Consider the following 16,717-nt stretch of genomic DNA (forward strand, 5'->3'; position numbering starts at 1 on the left):
GTTACTCCCTCGGGTAGACGAGTGCGATGGCCCCCTCGATGCCGAGCACGTCCACATCGGCGCCGGCGGGGATGACCAGGTCGGGGTCGTAGGGGCGGGCCGACCACTCCTCGCCGCCGATGCGCACCAGCCCGCCGCGCTTGCTGACCTCGGTCAGCGTCAGCGCCTCCTTGCCGACCAGGGCGGCGGCGCCGGTGCGCAGCGGCGGGGGCTGGCGGATGTGCCGGCGGGCGACCGGCCGCACCAGCCCCAGCCCGGCGGCCGAGGCGACCACGAACACCAGCACCTGGGCGAGCAGCGGCAGCCCGGCCAGCCCGGCCAGCCCGGCCGCGGCCGCGGCGACCGCCAGCAGTCCGAGGGCCAACGTCAGGGTGAAAAGCTCCGCTACGCCCAGCGCGGCGGCCACGATCAACCAGACGATCCACGCCTCCATGACCACCCCCGGCACGCGGCTGAACTCTCCTTCTCTCACCGTATCCGGTACCGGCGCCTCGGGTAATGGGGAATTTATCTACTTAACAGGTAGATCAAGTTTGTCGCATTGGCATGAATTCTCCGAGTGCGCCTTATCGCGCTTATCAGTGGCGCTCCGCAGCCCATTGGATAGCGTGCCGGGATCAGTGGCGCGCACGGTTCGAACCAGCGGCCACGCAGGTCAAGCACGGCACCGCCCGGTGGAGGAAAGAGCAGCATGAGGCCCCCCGACGTCCACATCGACGATCTCGCCGAACCGCGTTTCTCCCCCGAGGCCCAGCAGCTCATCGACGGCCTGACGGCGATGGCGCCGGCCTGCACGCTGGAGCCCGAGGCGCTGATGGAGATGGCCGTCCAGCAGACCGAGGCGACCGGGCGGCGCATGGAGGACTTCGGCGATGAGGCCTTCCGCGAGCCGCTGGAGATCCTGTGCCGGTCGCTGCGGGAGGAGGCCGGGCTGGCCGAGCACGGCAAGGTCGTCTGGCACGCCCAGCTGCTGGCCCAGCTCACCCAGCGGCTGCGGTTGCAGGACCTGCTGAACCGGCACCCGGAAATCCACGACGTGCAGATCGAGCGGCCGATCATCATCGCCGGGCTGCCCCGCACCGGCACCACCCACCTGCACAACCTGCTGTCGGCCGACCCGGCGCTGCGCCCGCTGCCCTACTGGGAGGCCTGCGAGCCCGTCCCGCCGCCCGGCGAGGAGGGCACGATCGAGCCGCGCATCCAGCGGGTGGCGGCCTCGCTGCACCTGGTGCACACCACGCTGCCGTACCTGAAGCGGATGTTCGACCTGACGCCGACCTACTCCCACGAAGAGGGCGGCCTGCTGGCGCTGACGTTCGCCTCCACACACCTGGAGATCCAGGCGATGGTGCCGTCCTATAGGGACTGGTACCTGGGCACCGACCAGACGTTCGCCTACGAGTACCTGCGCACCGCGCTCAAGGCCATCACCTGGCTGCGGGGCGGCGGGCGCTGGGTGCTCAAGGCCCCCCAGCACCTGGAGCAGCTCGGCCCGCTGATGAAGGTGTTCCCGGACGCCACCGTGGTGATCACCCACCGCGACCCGGTGGCGGTCACCGCGTCGCTGACCACCATGCTGTGCTACGGGCTGCGCATGACGACCTACCCGATCGACCCGCACGCCGTAGGCGCCTACTGGCGCGACCGGTCGGCCATCTACATGGAACGCTGCCTGCGCGACCGCGACCTGGTGCCCAAGGAGCAGTCGATCGACGTGCTGTTCCACGAGTTCATGGCCGACGACATCGCCATGGTGGAACGCATCTACCAGGTGGCCGGCCAGCCGTTCACCGAGGAGACCCGGGCGGCGATGGAGGCGTACATGGCCGAGCATCCCCGGGGCCGGCACGGGCGGGTGGACTACCGGCTGGCGGACATCGGGCTGGAGCTGGCCGAACGGCGGCGGGCGCTGGCCCCCTACGCCGAGCGCTTCGGCACGAAGGAGGAGCCGGTCAAGGAGCGCTGAGTAAACACGAGGGGAAGATTTCCCTATCTTCTTTGTGCTCCGGTCACATGGCGCGGCGCCATGACCCCGGTCCATTATTGGTATGCGAACGTACCAAAGGAGCGCGGTCATGAAGCGTACGGCGTACCGGACCTGCCCGCTGTGCGAGGCTCTGTGCGGGCTGGAGCTCTCCCTCGACAACGACCGGGTGACCAAGGTACGGGGGGACGCCGCCGACCCCTTGAGCAAAGGGTTCATCTGCCCCAAGGGCGCCACGCTGGGCAGTCTGGACGGCGACCCCGACCGGCTCGACGCCCCCTTGGTACGTGACGGCGACCGGCACGTGCAGACCTGGTGGGACGCGGCGTTCGCCACGGTGGCCCGGCAGCTGCGGGCGGTCATCGAACGGCACGGCCGGGACGCGGTGGCGGTCTACATCGGCAACCCCAACGCCCACACCGTCGCCGGGCCGCTGTACAACGGCGCGCTGATCAGGGCGCTGGGCACCCGCAACGTCTTCTCGGCCAGCACCGCCGACCAGATGCCCAAGCACGTCAGCGCCGGCTACATGTTCGGCGACCCGCTGGCCGTGCCGGTGCCCGACCTGGACCGCACCGACCATCTGCTGATGCTGGGCGCCAACCCGCTGGAGTCCAACGGCAGCCTGTGCTCGGCGCCGGACTTCCCCGGCCGCCTGAAGGCCATCCGCGCCCGCGGCGGCCGCATCACCGTGGTCGATCCCCGCCGCACCCGCACCGCCGCGCTGGCCGACCAGCACATCCCGATCCGCCCCGGCACCGACGCCCACCTGCTGTTCGCCCTCGTCCACACCCTGTTCGCCGAGGACCTGGTGCAGCTGGGCCACCTGGAGGGCCGGGTGCACGGCCTGGACGACCTGCGGGCGCTGGCGGTGGACTTCACCCCCGAGCAGGTCGCCGACATCACCGGCATCCGCCCGCTGCAGATCCGCCGCATGGCCCGCGAGCTGGCCGCCGCCGAGCGCGCCGCGGTCTACGGCCGGATCGGCACCTGCACCCAGTCCTACGGCACGCTCGCCAGCTGGCTGGTGGACGTGCTGAACGTGCTGACCGGCAACCTCGACCGGCCCGGCGGGGCCATGTTCCCCCGGGCCGCCCACATCCCCCTCTACCGCAAGAAGCAGCCGTTCACCACCGGACGCTGGCACAGCCGGGTGCGCGGCCTGCCCGAGGTCCGCGGGGAGCTGCCGGTGGCCGCGCTGGCCGAGGAGATCCTCACCCCCGGCGAGGGCCGGATCCGGGCGCTGATCACCATCGGCGGCAACCCCGCCCTGTCGGCGCCGGGCTCCGGCCGGCTGGAGGAGGCGCTGGCCGACCTGGAGTTCATGGTCAGCGTCGACCCCTACCTCAATGAGACCACCCGGCACGCCCACGTGGTGCTGCCGCCGCCCCGCCCCACCCAGAGCCCGCACTACGACCTGGCGCTGCTGAACTTCACCGTCCGCAACTACGCCCGCTACTCCCCGCCGGCGGTGCCGCTGCCCAAGGGGCGGCCCAGCGAGGCGGAGATCCTGGCCCGGCTGGCCCTGATCGCCTCCGGCGACCCCGACGGCGACCCGGCCGCGCTGGACGAGATGATCGTCGGCGCCACGCTGGCCAAGGCCGTCACCATCCCCGGCTCGCCGGTGCATGGACGCGAGCCCGCCGAGCTGCGCAAGGCCCTCACCGGCCGGGGCGTGGAACTGCGGCTGGACATGATGCTGCGGCTGGGCCCCTACGGCGAGGGCTTCGGCGCCGACCCCGAAGGGCTCACCTTGGCCAGGCTCCGCGACGAGCACCCGCACGGCATCGACCTGGGCCCCCTGGAGCCGCGCCTGGAGGAGGTGCTGTGCACCGCCTCCGGGCTGGTCGAGCTGTGCCCGCCCACGTTCGCCGCCGACGCCGAGCGGCTGCGCGAAGGGCTGGGCGCCGCCCCGCCGCAGGGGCTGGTGCTGATCGGCCGGCGGCACCTGCGCTCCAACAACAGCTGGCTGCACAACGTGCCGGCGCTGGTGCGCGGCAGCAACCGGTGCACCCTGCAGCTCAACCCCGCCGACGCCGAGCGGCTGGGCATCAACGCCGGAGACACCGTGCGGGTGACCTCCCGGGCCGGTACCCTCGAGGCGGTGGCCGAGCCGACCGACACGGTGATGGCCGGGGTGGTGAGCCTGCCGCACGGATGGGGCCACGACCGGCCGGGCACCCGGTTGCGGGTCGCCGGCGAGCACGCCGGGGTCAACGTCAACGTGGTCACCGACGAGCAGGAAGTCGACCCGTTGTCCGGCAACGCGGTCTTCAACGGAGTCCCGGTGACGGTGGAGCGAGTTGGCTGACGGAGCCCAGGAACGTCCCGCCTGTTGCGCCCCCTCACTGACGACGGGGGCGCCGGGGCGGGCCGTGCCCTCGTTCGACTTCGACATCCCGCGCCGGTCTCCACAGGAGATCGCCAAGGGCATGGTGGCCATCCCCGGCGGGACGTTCCGGATGGGCGGCGAGGACCCCGACGCCTTCCCCGAGGACGGCGAAGGGCCGGTGCGCACCGTCCGGCTCTCCCCCTTCCTGATCGACCGGTACGCGGTGTCCAACCGGCAGTTCGCCGCGTTCGTCAAGGCCACCGGCTATGTCACCGACGCCGAACGGTACGGCTGGTCGTTCGTCTTCCACGCCCATGTGGCCCCCGGCACCCCGGTCATGGACGCGGTGGTCCCCGAGGCGCCCTGGTGGGTGGCGGTCCCCGGGGCCTACTGGAAGGCCCCCGAAGGGCCGGGGTCGTCCATCACCGACCGTCCCAACCACCCGGTCGTCCACGTCTCCTGGAACGACGCGGTCGCCTACGCCACCTGGGCCGGCAAGCGCCTGCCCACCGAGGCCGAATGGGAGATGGCCGCGCGCGGCGGGCTGGACCAGGCCCGCTACCCGTGGGGGAACGAGCTGACCCCGCGCGGCCGGCACCGCTGCAACATCTGGCAGGGCACCTTCCCCGTGCACGACACCGGCGAGGACGGCTACACCGGCACCGCCCCGGTCAACGCCTTCGCCCCCAACGGCTATGGGCTCTACAACGTCGCCGGCAACGTCTGGGAGTGGTGCGCCGACTGGTGGAGCGCCGACTGGCACGCCACCGAGTCCCCGGCCACCCGCATCGACCCGCGCGGCCCGGAGACCGGGACCGCCCGCGTCACCAAGGGCGGCTCGTTCCTGTGCCACGAGTCGTACTGCAACCGCTACCGGGTCGCCGCCCGGACCTGCAACACCCCCGACTCCAGCGCCGCCCACACCGGCTTCCGCTGCGCCGCCGACCCGCTGTAGAAGCGGCTGGGTGAACCTTTTACGCTCTCCGTTTCCGCAGGCCGCGACCGGGAGCAATGCCGTGGCCGGGACGTTTCCGACACCCGGGATCAGGCGGGGAAAAGGTTCAGTGCGGCTGTGGTGGCTCGTTCGGGGTAGTGCCGCTAGTGTGCAACGGGCGTCCCCGGTGGTTCGGCCCCACCGGAAGCGGGAGGTCACCGGCGGCCCGAAGGCACGACGTCGCACCCGGTCACTGGGGGGATCAATGACTGAACGGGCGAGCAAGATGTTCCGGCGCAGACCCCGGCAACCCGGAACGCACGCGGCCGACGTGGTCGACGGCCTGGAGCACATGACGGGCCTGGACGGGACGATCCGGGCGATCTCCTCGACGATCTCCCGGCTGTTGCGTCCGGGACCGGTCAAGGACGCCCTGCACGGGGTGCCGGTGGGGCATCCGGCGCACCCTCCGCTGACCGACGTGCCGGTGGGCTGCTGGACCTCGGCGGCGATATTGGACCTGATCCCCGGGACGGAGCGGGCCGCCGAGGCCCTGGTGGCCGCCGGGCTGGCCGGGGCCGTGCCGACCGCGCTCACCGGGTGGGCCGACTGGTCGGCGCTGCACCGCGAGCAGCAGCGGGTGGGCCTGGTGCACGCCCTCGCCAACAGCGCCGCCGTCGCCCTGTACGCCGCCTCGCTGCTGGCCCGGCGGCGCGGCCGGACCGCCACCGGGCGCATGCTGGGCTTCGCCGGCCTGTCGGTCCTGCTCGGCGGCGCCTACCTGGGCGGTCACCTGGCCCTCCGGCAGGCCGCGGGCGCCAACCACGCCGACAAGGTCTCCCACCTGGTGTCGCTGGGCTGGCACGACCTGTGCCCGGTGGACGACCTGCCCGACGGCTGGCCGGTGCAGCGCAGGCTGGGTTACCTCAACCTGTTCGTGCTGCGCGAGGGCGACGAGGTGCACGTGCTGGGCGACCGCTGCGCCCACCTGGGCGGCCCGCTGCACCAGGGCCGCATCGTCACCGACGAGTACAACGGCACCTGCGTGGTGTGTCCCTGGCACGGCAGCGTCTTCCGGGTGACGGACGGGGCGGTGGTGCACGGCCCGGCCACCGGCCGTCCGCCGTCCTTTGAGACCCGGGTGGAGAACGGCATCCTGCAAGTGCGCCCCATCCCCTGATTCCGTGCCCCTCTCGCGGGGTATATGTCGAATATACGTTCGATGTCGGGGAGCCGCGCCATGAAGGGTGACAGGGTCGAGATCGTGATCGACGCCGGGGAGGGCACCCGGACCTACGAAGTGAAGGCCACCCGGGCGGGCCGCCGGGTGGAGGTCGCCACCAGGCGCGGGGTGGTCGAGGTCAGCGAGGTCACCCGCACCGGGACCCCGGTCCGCACCGCCCGTTTCATGGCCAGCCGCGTGCTGGCGCTGGTCGAATACCCCGTCATGGACGTGCAGGCCGACGAACGCGCCCAGCTGCGCGACGCCGGCTGACCGGGGCGGCCGGCGGGAGTGAGCTTCGTCTCTCCCAGGGCGTTCCGCCCGCCCCGCCGAACGGGATGAGCAGGGCTTTTCCTACCATCGGGGCGTGGTGGATCGACGGGACGGGGTGTGAACGCGCTGGAGGCGGCGGCGGTGTTCGCCGCCGGGATCGGCGCCGGAGGCATCAACGCGGTGGTGGGGTCGGGCACCCTGATCACCTTTCCGACTCTGGTGGCGTTGGGGTTCCCGCCGGTGGCGGCCAACGTCTCCAACAACATCGGGCTGGTGCCCGGGTCGGTGGCGGGCGCCTACGGCTACCGCGCCGAGCTGGCCGGCCAGCGGGACCGCCTGCTGCGCCTGGCCGCCGCCTCGCTGACCGGGGCGATCATCGGGGCCGCGCTGCTGCTGGGACTGCCGGAGAAGGCCTTCGGGGTGATCGTCCCGGTGCTGATCGCGGTGTCGCTGGTGCTGGTGGTGACCCAGCCGCGGCTGAACGCCTGGCTGGCGGCCCGGCGCGAGCACGCCCACCCGCACGGCGGCCCCTGGCTGTGGGCGGGGGTGCTGGCCGCCGGGGTCTACGGCGGCTACTTCGGCGCCGCCCAGGGCATCATCCTCATCGCGCTGCTGGGCATCTTCCTGGACGAGGATCTGCAGCGCCTCAACGCCGCCAAGAACGTGCTGGCCGCCCTGGTCAACGGGGTGGCCGCCGTACTGTTCACCGCGGTGTGGCTGCTGGGCCGCACCGAGGTGGACTGGGTGGCGGTGCTGCTGATCGCCCTGGGCGCCACGGTGGGGGGCCTGCTGGGCGCCAAGATCGGCCGCAGGCTGCCGCCCATGGTGCTGCGCGGAGTGATCGTGGCGGTCGGGCTGACCGCCATCGTCAACCTGATCACCGACTGACGGCCGTCCCCGGGCGGCCCGTCAGCTCGCGCGGGCGTACCAGCGGCCGTTCTGGCGCTCCACGGTCAGCGGCAGGCCGAAGCACTCGCTGAGGTGCTCGGGGGTGAAGACCTCCTCCACCTTGCCCATGGCCACCACCGAGCCGCGGCGCAGCAGCAGGGCGTGGGTGAAGCTCTCGGGCACCTCCTCCACGTGGTGGGTGACCATCACCATGGCGGGTGCGGTCGGGTCGGCGCCCAGGGCCGACAGCCGGGAGACCAGCGCCTCACGGCCGCCCAGGTCCAGCCCGGCGGCCGGCTCGTCCAGCAGCAGCAGCTCCGGGTCGGGCATCAGGGCGCGGGCGATCTGCACCCGCTTGCGCTCGCCCTCCGACAGCGTGGCGAAGCGGCGGCCGATCAGCTCGGCGCAGCCCAGCGCCTCCAGCAGGGCCACCGCCCGGCTCACGTCGGTGGAGTCGTACTCCTCCTGCCAGCGTCCCAAGATCGCATACGAGGCGGTCAGCACCAGGTCGATGACCTTCTCCTCCGGGGGCACCCGCTCGGCCACCGCGGCGCTGGCGAAACCGATGCGCGGGCGCAGCTCGAACACATCGGTGCGGCCGAGCCGCTCGCCCAAGACCTCCACCGTGCCCTCGGTCGGATACAGCAGCGTCGCGGCGATCTGCAGGAGCGTGGTCTTGCCGGCCCCGTTCGGCCCGATGACGACCCACCGCTCATCGTCGTGCACGGTCCAGTCGATCCCGCGCAGCAGCATGGACTGCTCGCGCCGTACCCCGACGCCGCTGAGCCGAAGCACCTCGCCGCTCATCCGTCTTCGTTTCCCTCCCGCCGGATCCGCTTCCGCAGGTCGAACCTACGTCATCAGCGGCGCCTGCGTGCGATCGACGTTCGCTGGATGGCACAGGTGTGACCTCTTCGACGTCCGGATTGGACATTGGACGGCCGGGACGCCCACCATGACAGGGACATCGATGCAGCTACTGGTCGGGGTGGTGGGCATGCAGGACGCGTTCCCTCGGCGCCGGGACGCCGCGGCGGCGCTGGTGGCCTGGGGGAATGCCTGGCTCGGCGGCCATGTCGGGCTGGATGAGGCGGCGGACGCCATCGAGGCGGCCGCCGGCCCTCAGGTCGTCGCCGAGCTGCCCGGCGACCCCCACGATCTGCCGTTGCGCCGCGCCCTGGCGGCGCTGCGGGTGGCCGGGATGTCCACGCTGCGGCTGGCGCTGCCGGCGCCCGGCGACCCGCTCGGGCTGACCGGCCCGCCGGAGCTGAACGCCGCCGCCGTGCAGGCCGGTGAGGCGGTGCTGGTGAACCTGCCGGAGACGCCGATCGGGCTGGTGCCCGCCGAGGACCGGCGCGGCTCGTCGTACGTGGGCGTCCGCTGGCAAGCGCACCGGGCGCGGCCGGGGGTGGCGGACGTGCCGTCGCTGTCGGAGGCCGACCACGGGCTCACCCTGGCGATGCGCGAGGCCACCGAGACGTTGCTGACGGTGACCGGGACGGGCGGGGTGCCGCCGGAGATCGCCGACGCGCTGGCGGACCTGCGCGACCCGGAGCGGTGCGCGACGCTGGCCCCGGGTTACCCGCCGCGCGCCCACCGGGTGGCCGCGCTGGCCGGGCGGCTGGCGCTGGTGGTCGATCTGGCCCGCCGGCTGGAGGGGCACGGCCTGACCGCCGCGCAGATGCAGCGCCGCGAGGAGGCGCTGCGGATGCTGGACCGGGCGGTGCGCCGCGCCCGGGTCGCCGCCCACAACAGCGCTTTCGATCCGGTCCCCTGAGCCGCCGCGGGTCTTACAGCTGGACCACGACGGTGCCCATCACCTTGTCGGCGAAGGTCTGCTTCTTGGGATCGAACAGCGGCCACAGGAAACCGAGGCAGAAGGCGAATCCGTCCAGCCCATGGGCCATCCGGCGGACGAAGGCCGCGCCGAAGCCGATCGGCTGGCCGGAATGCTCGGCCACGAGCATGATGTTCATGCGCCGTTTGCCGAACGTCTGGCCGGTGGTGCCCTCCAGGTGCACCGACCACAGCCCGGCGACCGCCACCGCCAGGCAGGCCACCAGCAGGAGGATGAAGCCCAGACCGACCAGCCCGGCGTTCTCCTCGCCGGGGCCGCCGGCGAAGCCCACCGCCATCAGCACAACGCCCAAAAGGGACAGGAAAAGCGCCGGACCGCCGATCACCAGGCCGTCGAGCAGGCTCGCGGCGACCCGGGCGCCCCATTCGGCATAGGGGCGGGAAGGCCGGCCGTAGTGGTGGTGATGGATCTCGACCGGCGGGACGGGAGCCGGCTGCGGGGGGTACCCCGGCTGCTGGACGTAACCGGGGTAGGGCGGATTCTGGCCGTAGCCGGGCTGCTGGGGGTACTGGCCGTAGGGACTGCCCACGCTCACTCCTTACTGATCGCCCCTTTGATGACTGGGACGCACATCGAAGCCGCCCGGCTCCCTGCGGCGTGTCCAAAATGTGCGATCACCTGCGCGGCTCGGGTCGTCGGCCCGAGAGCCCCTGGCATCGAGTGCCACCATAGCCGGACGAAATGAGTCGGGCATCCCCTCCGGCGTAAAGGGGTGCTCACCCGGCCGCGGATCAGGCCGGGTGTGAAAACTCAGGGCGATCGGTTCTTACAGCCGCTCGGCCGCTCCCACGATCTGGGGTTCGCGCACGGCGCCGACCTGGTCCGCTTCGACCACATCGGCGATCACGCAGGTGATGTTGTCGGGGCCGCCGCCCTCCCTGGCCAGCGCGATGAGGTGGCCGATGGCGTCGGCGGGCTCGGCCTCCCGGGTGAGCACCTCGTAGATGGTCTGCGGGTCCACCACACCCGACAGCCCGTCGGAGCACAGCAGATAGCGGTCGCCCAGCCGGGCCTCGCGGCGGTACAGGTCGGGCTCGCGGTCCTCGCGCCCGTCCAGCACCCGGTAGAGCACATGCGAAAGCCGGGACGCCTCTGCGCTCTCATCCGGCCCGTTGCCGGAATCGGGGTTGAGCAGTTCCTTCATCGTGTGATCCTTGGTGATCTGGAACAGCTCACCGTCGCGGAGCATATAACCCCGAGAGTCTCCGATATGAGCCAAGGCGGCTTTCGTCCCCGACCACAGCATCGCGGTCAAGGTGGTGCCCATTCTGCTGAGGTCCGGGCGTTCTTCCCGGGCGATTCGCAATTTCTCGTTGGCTTCGGCGACGGCCCGCGCCAGTGCGCTTTCCAGATCGTCAACGGGGACGTCGGTGTCCAGTGAGCGCAACGACCCGATGACGGTGGAGCTGGCCACCTCACCGCCCGCGTAACCGCCCATCCCGTCGGCGACCGCGATGAGCCGGGGCCCGGCGTAGGCCGAGTCCTCGTTGTTCTGCCGGACGCAGCCTATGTCAGAGCCTGCCGCATACTTGATTGTTACGTTCATACCGATTTCGATGACGATCCAGTCATGAGAGTTCGATCAGCCGTCAGCCTTCGGCCAGGCCGTGGCGGACGGCCTGCCAAGCCGTCTGAGTACGATCCTGCACCCCCAGCTTCACGAGCAGATTACTGAACCTTTTTCAACGCGTGTCCTCGGACGCCGGGAACGGGAACCCGGGCGGCGCCCGGTACCGGGACGTTCCAGGCCACGGCATCCTCCCTCACTGCGGTGCCCCCGTCTCGGCCCGCGGGGACGGGGCGTTGAAAAAGGTTCGCTCTTCGGGGCCGAGCGGCCCGGCGCGATCGGCACCGGAGCCCGTCGTCCCGGGCCGCAGAGCCGTCCGGCGGGTGACCGGCGCCCCGGCCCGGCGGCTTGCCCGTCGCCGGGCGTCACCGTCCCGATCTCCTGTGCGAGGACGGGTACGGCGGCGTCCCGATGGAGATGCCCCGTGGCGTCCGCCCATACCGCAGCGGCGCGTGCTCGCATACGGCCGTACCCGCCGGCGGACCGCCCGAGCCCTCCGAGCGCCCCGCACACCGGCCGGCGGCCGGTGACCGTGGGCACCGCCGAACTCACCGCGTGCAGGGGTCCACCCGGCTCCGCGCAGCTCTTGTGCTCAATGCCCACGTTGCCGACCGTACTCCCCGCAATGGCCATCGCGAATCAGACTCTTGGGCGAACCGCATAACCCGCCCGGTCATTCTGCGCCACGGTGCCCTTCGGCACATCGTCCCACTGGGGCGTTATACATCCTTTGCCGATCTTTGTGCGCGTGCATCGCCGCGCACCCTCCAACCGGCCCAAGGCCCCCATCGCCCGCCCGGCGCCCGGCGGGCCGGATGCCGACACGCCGCACCCCGAGGGCCTGACCTGCGGGTTCACCTGGTGGAGCCGGGAGGGACGCGGGCCCGTATCCTCGCGGAGGCGACTTTCTTCGCCGAATCCCCCAAGGCGCCCGCCGCCACGACCGCGACGAAGGAGCATCCCACGGACGTCGAATCCGCCAAGGCCGACCCCTCCCGCCCGGCCCCCGGCCTGCTGAGCGGCCGGTACCGGCTGCCGACCATGGGCATCGTGCTGGTCATCACCCTGCTGGCGTTCGAGACCATGGCGGTCGGCACGGTGATGCCGGTGGTGGCCGACGACCTGGACGGGCTGCCGCTGTACGGCTGGAGCTTCAGCGGGATGCTGATCTTCAGCATGCTCGCCACCGTGCTGGCCGGCGGCTGGATCGACCGCCGCGGCCCGGCCCGGCCGCTGCTGAGCGGGCTGGCGGTCTTCGTGGCCGGGCTGGTGATCGCCGGGACCGCGCCGTGGATGGCGGCGCTGGTCGCCGGGCGGGCCGTGCAGGGCGTCGGCTCCGGCCTGACGCTGGTGGCGGTGTACGTGATGGTCGCCCGGGTCTACCCGGAGCGGCTGCGGCCGAGGGTGTTCGCGGCGACCTCCACCGCCTGGGTGCTGCCCTCGCTGATCGGGCCGAGCGCCGGCGGCGTCATCGCCGAGCACGTCCACTGGCGGCTGGTCTTCCTGGGCCTGGTGCCCTTGGTCGTCCCGGCCGCGCTGATGCTCCTGCCGGCGCTGCGGTCGATCGGGCGGGCCGAGCCGCAAAGCGCCCCGTCCGCCCGGCAGGGCCGGGTGAAAGCCGCCTTCGTCACCGCCTTCGCCGCCGCCGCGGTGCTGTACGCGGCGGACGCCCCGGGCCTGTCGGCACTGCCGGCGGCGGTGCTGGGCCTGGCCGGGCTGGGCTGGGGGCTGCCCAGGCTGCTGCCGCCCGGGACGCTGCGGCTGCGGCGCGGCGTGCCGGCCACGGTGGCGGCGCGCGGCCTGCTGGCGGGGGCGTTCTTCGGCACCGACGTGTTCATCCCGCTGGCGTTGACCTCGCTGCACGGTTTCAGCCCCACCCAGGCGGGACTGGTGCTGACGCTGGCGTCGCTGAGCTGGTCGGCCGCCTCCCAGTACCAGGGGCGCTCCCGGCGTCCCCGGGCGTTCTTCGTGCTGAGCGGGGCGGTGCTGGTGGCCGTCGGGGTGGTGGCGACCTCCGTGGCGCTGCAGCTGTCGGGCTGGTGGGCGGCCCCGGCCTGGGTGGTCGGCGGGGCCGGGATGGGTCTGGCGCTCAGCGGCCTGAGCGTGCTGATCCTCAACCAGTCGCCGGTGGAGGAGCAGGGCGTCAACACCTCGGCGCTGCAGCTCAGCGACACGCTGGGCTCGTCCTTGGCGATCGGCCTGGCCGGCGCGCTGGCCACCGCCTTCGGCGCCGACCGGCTGGAGCTGGGGCTGCGGACCGGCGCGGCGCTGCTGGTCGTCATCGCGGTGGTGGGCGTCGTCGCGGCCCGGCGGGTGGAGGCCAGGCCGTGACCAGTCCCACAACGTCCCTTTTTTAAAGAACGTCCCTTCTTCGCGGCTCGTGCGAGGCCGAGCAGGCGGTGCGGCCTCCCCCCACGCCCCGGACACCCGCGCCGGACCGGTAGCGTAGGTTCCAGCATGGACGGCTCACAGCGCACGCTGCTCATCACGCTCACCGGCCGTGACCGACCGGGCGTCACCTCACGTCTGTTCGCCACGCTCGCGGAGTTCCCGGTAACGGTGACCGACGTCGAACAGGTCGTCATCCGCGGCCGGCTGATCCTCGGCGTGCTGCTGTCCTATGCCCGGGGCACCGACATCGGCAAGGTGTGGACGGCCGCCGAGAAGGTGGCCACCGACCTGGACATGGAGGTCGAGGTCTCCACCGCCCGCGACCGGGACGCCCCGCGGCGGCGCGGCCGGCTGCACGTGACGGTGCTGGGCAACCCGCTGCGCCCGGCCGCGATGGCCGGGATCGCCGGGCGGATCGCCGCGGCCGGCGCCAACATCGACCGCATCGAGCGCCTGGCCCGCTACCCGGTCACCTGCATCGAGATGGACGTCTCGGGCGCCGACCCGGAGGCGCTGCGCGGTGCGCTGGCCGCCGAGGCCGCCGCCCAGCAGGTGGACGTGGCCGTGCAGCCGTCCGGCCTGCACCGGCGCGCCAAGCGGCTGATCGTGATGGACGTGGACTCCACCCTCATCCAGGGGGAGGTCATCGAGCTGCTGGCCGAGCAGGCCGGCTGCCTGGACGAGGTGGCCAAGGTCACCGAGGCCGCCATGCGCGGCGAGCTGGACTTCGAAGGCTCACTGCGCGAGCGCGTCGCCCTGCTGGCCGGGCTGGACGCCTCCTGCCTGGAGGAGGTCCGCCGCAAGATCCGCCTGGCCGCCGGGGCCCGCACCATGGTGCGCACCCTCAAGCGGCTGGACTACAAGTTCGCCATCGTCAGCGGCGGCTTCACCCAGATCACCGACTCCCTGGTGGAGGAGCTGGGCATCGACTACTCGGCCGCCAACACGCTGGAGATCTGCGACGGCAAGCTCACCGGCCGGCTGGTCGGCCCGATCATCGACCGCGCCGGCAAGGCCCGCGCCCTGGAGGACTTCGCCCGCCGCGCCGGCGTCCCGATCAGCCAGACCGTGGCGATCGGGGACGGCGCCAACGACCTGGACATGCTGCAGGCCGCCGGGCTGGGCGTGGCCTACAACGCCAAGCCGGTGGTCCGCCAGGCCGCCGACACCGCCGTCAACGTGCCCTACCTGGACACCATCTTGTTCCTGCTGGGCATCTCCCGCGACGAGATCGAGGCCGCCGACGCCGAGGACCAGGAGCCCTTCCTGCAGTACTGAAACCGCCCGTCCGCCGGCGGTCACCGCAGGAAGTCGTGAACCGTCTTGGTGAACCACCGCGGCATGGTGACCCACGGGAAGTGGGCGGAGCAGTCGTCGACGACGAGACGGCCGTCGGGGAAGAGGCGGGCCAGTTCGGCGGCCCGCTCCGGGGTGAGGTCGGGGTCCAGGGCCCCGGCGATGACCAGCACCGGGGCCTGCAGGCACGCCAGCGCCCGGCGGGTGAGGGCCGGGTCGAAAGCGCCCTCGGCGTAGTAGCCGGCGGCGACGGGACGGGAGCGGGCCAGTTCCGCCTCCTCGCAGCGGGCGTGGGCGAACGCCGCCTCGTTCCAGCGTCCGTAGCGGAAAGGGGCCGCCTCCAGCCGGATGGCGGGGGTGTCCTCCCCCGCCCGCCATGCCGTGATCGCCTTGCAGGCGTCCTCGTACCAGGGCTCGTCGGCGCGCCGCCGCAGCACGGCCCGGCGTTCCCGCTCGGTCACGCAGATCCCCACCGCCCGGGCGTCGGGGGTGACCAGGACGAGCCGGCGCAGCCGTTCGGGGTGGCGGGCGGCGTACAGGAGCGCCAGGTTGCCGGCCGCCGAGTGGGCGAGCAGGTCCATGCGCTCCAGCCCCAGGTGGACGCGCAGCGCCTCCACGTCGGCGACCATGCGGTCACAGCGGTAGCCGGCCGGGTCGCCGGATGCGGAATACCCCGATCCGCGCAGGTCCAGCCGCAGCAGCCGGCGGTGCCGGGACAGGCCGCCGAGGTCTCCCAGGTAGCGCGAGGCGCGGCCGGGGCCGCCCGGCAGGCACACCAGCGGCGGGCCGCCTTGGACCGTGGGGTGGACCGCCAGATGGGCGCCGTCGTAGGACGGAAAGCGGATCATGTGCGCAAATGATCATATCCGGGAGAGTTCGGGCATCTCCCTTTCCGTCCGGGACGACTGCCGTGCCCTCACGCGGCCCACGACCGGCCGGGACGGCGGCCACCGCCGGATGTGCCGAGGTCACTCCCGGGCGGTGTGGGCGGCCAGGACCCGTTCGGCGGCGGCCTCGTCGGTGTCCGCCGCGTTGCTCGCCTCGCACCACCGCTCACTGCTGAGGGTCGTGAACAGCCTGTCCTCCTCGGAGGCGATCCAGGCCGCGGACTCCTCGGGGGGTGATGCCGCGCCGGGGGACAGGTGGCCGGCCGGCCCGAGCAGGATCGAGTCCCAGCCGATGCCGGTGGCGCCGGGGCCGTACTGCTCCCACATGTCGTCGTGGGCGATGTGCTCCAGCTCCAGGCGGGTACGGCTCCCGCCCTCCTCGGTCAGGCGCACCTCGATCCAGCTCACCTTGCCGCCGTATTCCCAGGTGGCGGCGAAGCCGTGCGGCGAGGGATGAAGCGCCGCCGGAGCCCGGGCCGTCCGCGTGATCGCCGGACGGGCGGGGTCAATCCTTGGGGGTGCGGTGGGTCAGCAGCGTCCCGCCGCCCGGCCAGGTGTCCGGCCACGGACCGGACAGTTCGATCACCGCGAGGGCGCAGGTGGGGAACGACTCTGGAGCACCCCCGGTCAGGTCGTAGACCAGTTGGTGCATCGAGGGGTTGTGGCCGATCACCAGCAGCCTGTCGACATCGTCGTCCACCTCCCGGATCAGCGAGAAGGCGATGTCGACGTGGTTGTCGTAAAGACCCGGCTCGAACTCCACCGGGGACGGCAGCGCCAAATCCTCCAGGGTCTCCCGGGTGCGCACCGCCGTGGAGCACAGCACCAGATCGGGCACCAGGTCGTTCTCACGAAGCCACTGGCCGGTGGCCGCGGCGTCACGGTGGCCCCGGCTCGCCAGCGGCCGGTCGATGTCGGCCATTCCGGCGCCGTCGACGGCCTTGGCATGACGCAGAACGATCAAAGTGGGCATCGCCCCACCCTAATACCACGCACGCCCGGCCATGTGAACATCCCGACCGCTTGCCGATCGGGTGAACCTTCTCAACAGCCGGTCATCGCGGCGGCACCGCGTCCGTGCGCGG

General features: G+C 72.4%; 16 protein-coding genes. 9 read left to right on the forward strand and 7 right to left on the reverse strand.

The window, feature by feature from the left end; genetic code table 11:
* Position 1 precedes the first annotated feature (1 nt).
* Positions 2-433 carry an NfeD family protein gene (locus TCUR_RS23580; RefSeq protein WP_012855107.1) on the reverse strand — a complete coding sequence of 144 codons (432 nt, stop codon included), beginning with the start codon at positions 431-433 and terminating at the stop codon, positions 2-4.
* Positions 434-691: 258 nt separating this feature from the next.
* On the opposite strand from TCUR_RS23580, the gene TCUR_RS23585 reads away from it, so the two are divergent.
* The 6 genes from TCUR_RS23585 (at position 692) to TCUR_RS23610 (ending at position 7,633) form a co-directional block, all read left to right on the forward strand.
* Positions 692-1,966 (forward strand): sulfotransferase family protein, encoded by a 1,275-nt coding sequence (locus TCUR_RS23585; protein WP_012855108.1) that lies wholly within the window; start codon positions 692-694, stop codon positions 1,964-1,966.
* Between the two features lie 109 nt (positions 1,967-2,075).
* Positions 2,076-4,295 (forward strand): molybdopterin oxidoreductase family protein, encoded by a 2,220-nt coding sequence (locus TCUR_RS23590; RefSeq protein WP_012855109.1) that lies wholly within the window; start codon positions 2,076-2,078, stop codon positions 4,293-4,295.
* A gap of 64 nt (positions 4,296-4,359) precedes the next feature.
* Positions 4,360-5,271 carry a formylglycine-generating enzyme family protein gene (locus tag TCUR_RS23595; protein WP_012855110.1) on the forward strand — a complete coding sequence of 304 codons (912 nt, stop codon included), beginning with the start codon at positions 4,360-4,362 and terminating at the stop codon, positions 5,269-5,271.
* A gap of 244 nt (positions 5,272-5,515) precedes the next feature.
* A complete protein-coding gene (locus TCUR_RS23600) occupies positions 5,516-6,430 on the forward strand; it encodes a Rieske (2Fe-2S) protein (protein ID WP_012855111.1) in 915 nt (304 codons plus the stop codon).
* Between the two features lie 60 nt (positions 6,431-6,490).
* The gene (locus TCUR_RS23605) at positions 6,491-6,745 is read left to right on the forward strand and encodes a hypothetical protein (RefSeq protein WP_012855112.1); all 255 of its coding nucleotides are present in this window, start codon (positions 6,491-6,493) and stop codon (positions 6,743-6,745) included.
* A gap of 117 nt (positions 6,746-6,862) precedes the next feature.
* Positions 6,863-7,633: a sulfite exporter TauE/SafE family protein gene (locus tag TCUR_RS23610; protein ID WP_012855113.1), complete on the forward strand. Its 771-nt coding sequence runs from the start codon at positions 6,863-6,865 to the stop codon at positions 7,631-7,633.
* 21 nt (positions 7,634-7,654) lie between these two features.
* Here TCUR_RS23610 and TCUR_RS23615 read toward each other — a convergent pair whose 3' ends face one another.
* Positions 7,655-8,440, reverse strand: coding sequence for an ABC transporter ATP-binding protein (locus TCUR_RS23615; RefSeq protein WP_012855114.1), 786 nt, complete (start codon positions 8,438-8,440; stop codon positions 7,655-7,657).
* 163 nt (positions 8,441-8,603) lie between these two features.
* Between TCUR_RS23615 and TCUR_RS23620 the strand changes: the two genes are divergently transcribed.
* Positions 8,604-9,410: a hypothetical protein gene (locus tag TCUR_RS23620; protein ID WP_012855115.1), complete on the forward strand. Its 807-nt coding sequence runs from the start codon at positions 8,604-8,606 to the stop codon at positions 9,408-9,410.
* 13 nt (positions 9,411-9,423) lie between these two features.
* Here TCUR_RS23620 and TCUR_RS23625 read toward each other — a convergent pair whose 3' ends face one another.
* Both TCUR_RS23625 and TCUR_RS23630 read right to left on the reverse strand, forming a co-directional pair.
* Positions 9,424-10,020, reverse strand: a complete 597-nt coding sequence (locus tag TCUR_RS23625; protein WP_012855116.1) for an RDD family protein — start codon at positions 10,018-10,020, stop codon at positions 9,424-9,426.
* A 237-nt stretch (positions 10,021-10,257) separates the two neighbouring features.
* Positions 10,258-11,037 (reverse strand): PP2C family protein-serine/threonine phosphatase, encoded by a 780-nt coding sequence (locus TCUR_RS23630; RefSeq protein ID WP_012855117.1) that lies wholly within the window; start codon positions 11,035-11,037, stop codon positions 10,258-10,260.
* Between the two features lie 882 nt (positions 11,038-11,919).
* Here TCUR_RS23630 and TCUR_RS23635 point away from each other — a divergent pair.
* Complete coding sequence (locus TCUR_RS23635; protein ID WP_012855118.1) at positions 11,920-13,389, forward strand: MFS transporter; 1,470 nt, start codon at positions 11,920-11,922, stop codon at positions 13,387-13,389.
* Positions 13,390-13,515: 126 nt separating this feature from the next.
* Positions 13,516-14,727 (forward strand): phosphoserine phosphatase SerB, encoded by a 1,212-nt coding sequence (serB, locus tag TCUR_RS23640; RefSeq protein ID WP_012855119.1) that lies wholly within the window; start codon positions 13,516-13,518, stop codon positions 14,725-14,727.
* Positions 14,728-14,747: 20 nt separating this feature from the next.
* On the opposite strand, the gene TCUR_RS23645 is transcribed toward serB, so the two are convergent.
* From TCUR_RS23645 to TCUR_RS23655, 3 genes are all read right to left on the reverse strand, one after another.
* Complete coding sequence (locus tag TCUR_RS23645; RefSeq protein ID WP_012855120.1) at positions 14,748-15,593, reverse strand: alpha/beta fold hydrolase; 846 nt, start codon at positions 15,591-15,593, stop codon at positions 14,748-14,750.
* 120 nt (positions 15,594-15,713) lie between these two features.
* Complete coding sequence (locus TCUR_RS23650; protein WP_052305610.1) at positions 15,714-16,040, reverse strand: SRPBCC family protein; 327 nt, start codon at positions 16,038-16,040, stop codon at positions 15,714-15,716.
* Between the two features lie 97 nt (positions 16,041-16,137).
* On the reverse strand, positions 16,138-16,605 hold the full coding sequence (locus TCUR_RS23655; RefSeq protein ID WP_012855122.1) for a SixA phosphatase family protein: 468 nt from the start codon (positions 16,603-16,605) through the stop codon (positions 16,138-16,140).
* Positions 16,606-16,717 lie beyond the last annotated feature (112 nt).

The organism is Thermomonospora curvata DSM 43183, from assembly GCF_000024385.1.
Taxonomy (GTDB): domain Bacteria; phylum Actinomycetota; class Actinomycetes; order Streptosporangiales; family Streptosporangiaceae; genus Thermomonospora; species Thermomonospora curvata.

Excerpts from the sequence above, each read along its gene's own strand:
- serB (WP_012855119.1), top strand. The coding sequence starts at position 13,516 with ATGGACGGCTCACAGCGCACGCTGCTCATCACGCTCACCGGCCGTGAC.
- TCUR_RS23585 (WP_012855108.1), top strand. The coding sequence starts at position 692 with ATGAGGCCCCCCGACGTCCACATCGACGATCTCGCCGAACCGCGTTTC.
- TCUR_RS23630 (WP_012855117.1), bottom strand. The coding sequence starts at position 11,037 with ATGAACGTAACAATCAAGTATGCGGCAGGCTCTGACATAGGCTGCGTC.
- TCUR_RS23655 (WP_012855122.1), bottom strand. The coding sequence starts at position 16,605 with ATGCCCACTTTGATCGTTCTGCGTCATGCCAAGGCCGTCGACGGCGCC.
- TCUR_RS23600 (WP_012855111.1), top strand. The coding sequence starts at position 5,516 with ATGACTGAACGGGCGAGCAAGATGTTCCGGCGCAGACCCCGGCAACCC.
- TCUR_RS23645 (WP_012855120.1), bottom strand. The coding sequence starts at position 15,593 with ATGATCCGCTTTCCGTCCTACGACGGCGCCCATCTGGCGGTCCACCCC.
- TCUR_RS23620 (WP_012855115.1), top strand. The coding sequence starts at position 8,604 with ATGCAGCTACTGGTCGGGGTGGTGGGCATGCAGGACGCGTTCCCTCGG.
- TCUR_RS23580 (WP_012855107.1), bottom strand. The coding sequence starts at position 433 with ATGGAGGCGTGGATCGTCTGGTTGATCGTGGCCGCCGCGCTGGGCGTA.
- TCUR_RS23605 (WP_012855112.1), top strand. The coding sequence starts at position 6,491 with ATGAAGGGTGACAGGGTCGAGATCGTGATCGACGCCGGGGAGGGCACC.
- TCUR_RS23615 (WP_012855114.1), bottom strand. The coding sequence starts at position 8,440 with ATGAGCGGCGAGGTGCTTCGGCTCAGCGGCGTCGGGGTACGGCGCGAG.
- TCUR_RS23590 (WP_012855109.1), top strand. The coding sequence starts at position 2,076 with ATGAAGCGTACGGCGTACCGGACCTGCCCGCTGTGCGAGGCTCTGTGC.